The 1144-nt window shown below is 66.6% G+C and carries 1 protein-coding gene; it reads right to left on the bottom strand.

Annotation, left to right across the window (positions count from 1 at the left end; all coding sequences use genetic code 11):
• Positions 1-987, bottom strand: a 987-nt coding sequence (locus ACJH7A_RS30585; RefSeq protein WP_406803327.1) for a glutamate synthase subunit beta, incomplete at its 3' end; no start/stop codon positions are given.
• Between the last annotated feature and the right edge of the window lie 157 nt (positions 988-1144).

Consider the following 1144-nt stretch of genomic DNA (forward strand, 5'->3'; position numbering starts at 1 on the left):
GGACTTCGCGCCCTGACGGAACGAGGTGCCGATGCAGTCCGATCCGGTGTCGCCGCCGCCGATCACGACGACATGCTTGCCGCCGGCGAGGATGTCGGCGGCACCATTCAGCGGCTCGCCGGAGACGCGGCGGTTCTGCTGCGGCAGGAAGTCCATCGCGAAGTGGATGCCGGAAAGATCACGGCCGGGGATCGGCAGGTCGCGCGGGGCTTCCGCGCCGCCGGTCAGCGCCACGGCGTCATACTGCTTGGCCAGCTCCTGCGGATCGATCGCGCCCGGGGTGCTGCCGCCGACGGCCTTGCCGTAGTGGAAGGTGACGCCCTCGGCTTCCATCTGCGCCACGCGGCGGTCGATGATGCCCTTCTCCATCTTGAAGTCGGGAATGCCATAGCGCAGCAAGCCGCCGGCCTTGGCGAACTTCTCGTAGACATGCACCTCGTGGCCGGCGCGCGCGAGCTGCTGGGCTGCGGCGAGGCCCGCGGGGCCGGAGCCGATCACGGCGACCTTCTTGCCGGTCTTCTGGGGAGCGATCTCCGGCTTCAGCCAGCCATTGTCCCAGGCGCGGTCGACGATCGCGCATTCGATGGTCTTGATGGTGACCGGGTTGTCGTCGATGTTCAGCGTGCACGACGCCTCGCACGGCGCCGGGCAGATCCGGCCGGTGAATTCGGGGAAGTTGTTGGTCGAGTGCAGGTTGCGCGAGGCCTCTTCCCAGTTGCCCTGATATACGAGGTCGTTGAAATCGGGGATCTGGTTGTTGACCGGGCAGCCCGGCGTGCCCGGCTGGACCGAGCCGGTGCCGTGGCAATAGGGGATGCCGCAATTCATGCAGCGCGCGGCCTGGTCGCGCGTGTCCTTCTCGCTCAGCGGAATGACGAACTCGTTGAAGGTCTTGAGTCGATCGGCGACCGGCTCGTACTTGCGGTCATGCCGCTCGATCTCGAGAAAACCTGTGATCTTACCCATTGAAACCCGATGCCCCTGCATCTCAGTTGTTCCGTCGTTCCGGGCTGCGCCGCGGGGCGCAGACCCGAAGTCTCGAAGTGGCTTTGCGCAATTCCGGGTTCGCGCCAGGCGCGGCCCGGAATGGCGCGTGGTGTGACTTAGGCGCCGATCGCGATCTTCGGCTCGGCGTCGGCGTTGG

It is taken from the genome of Mycobacterium sp. SMC-17, from assembly GCF_045310915.1.
Classification (GTDB): Bacteria; Actinomycetota; Actinomycetes; order Mycobacteriales; family Mycobacteriaceae; genus Mycobacterium.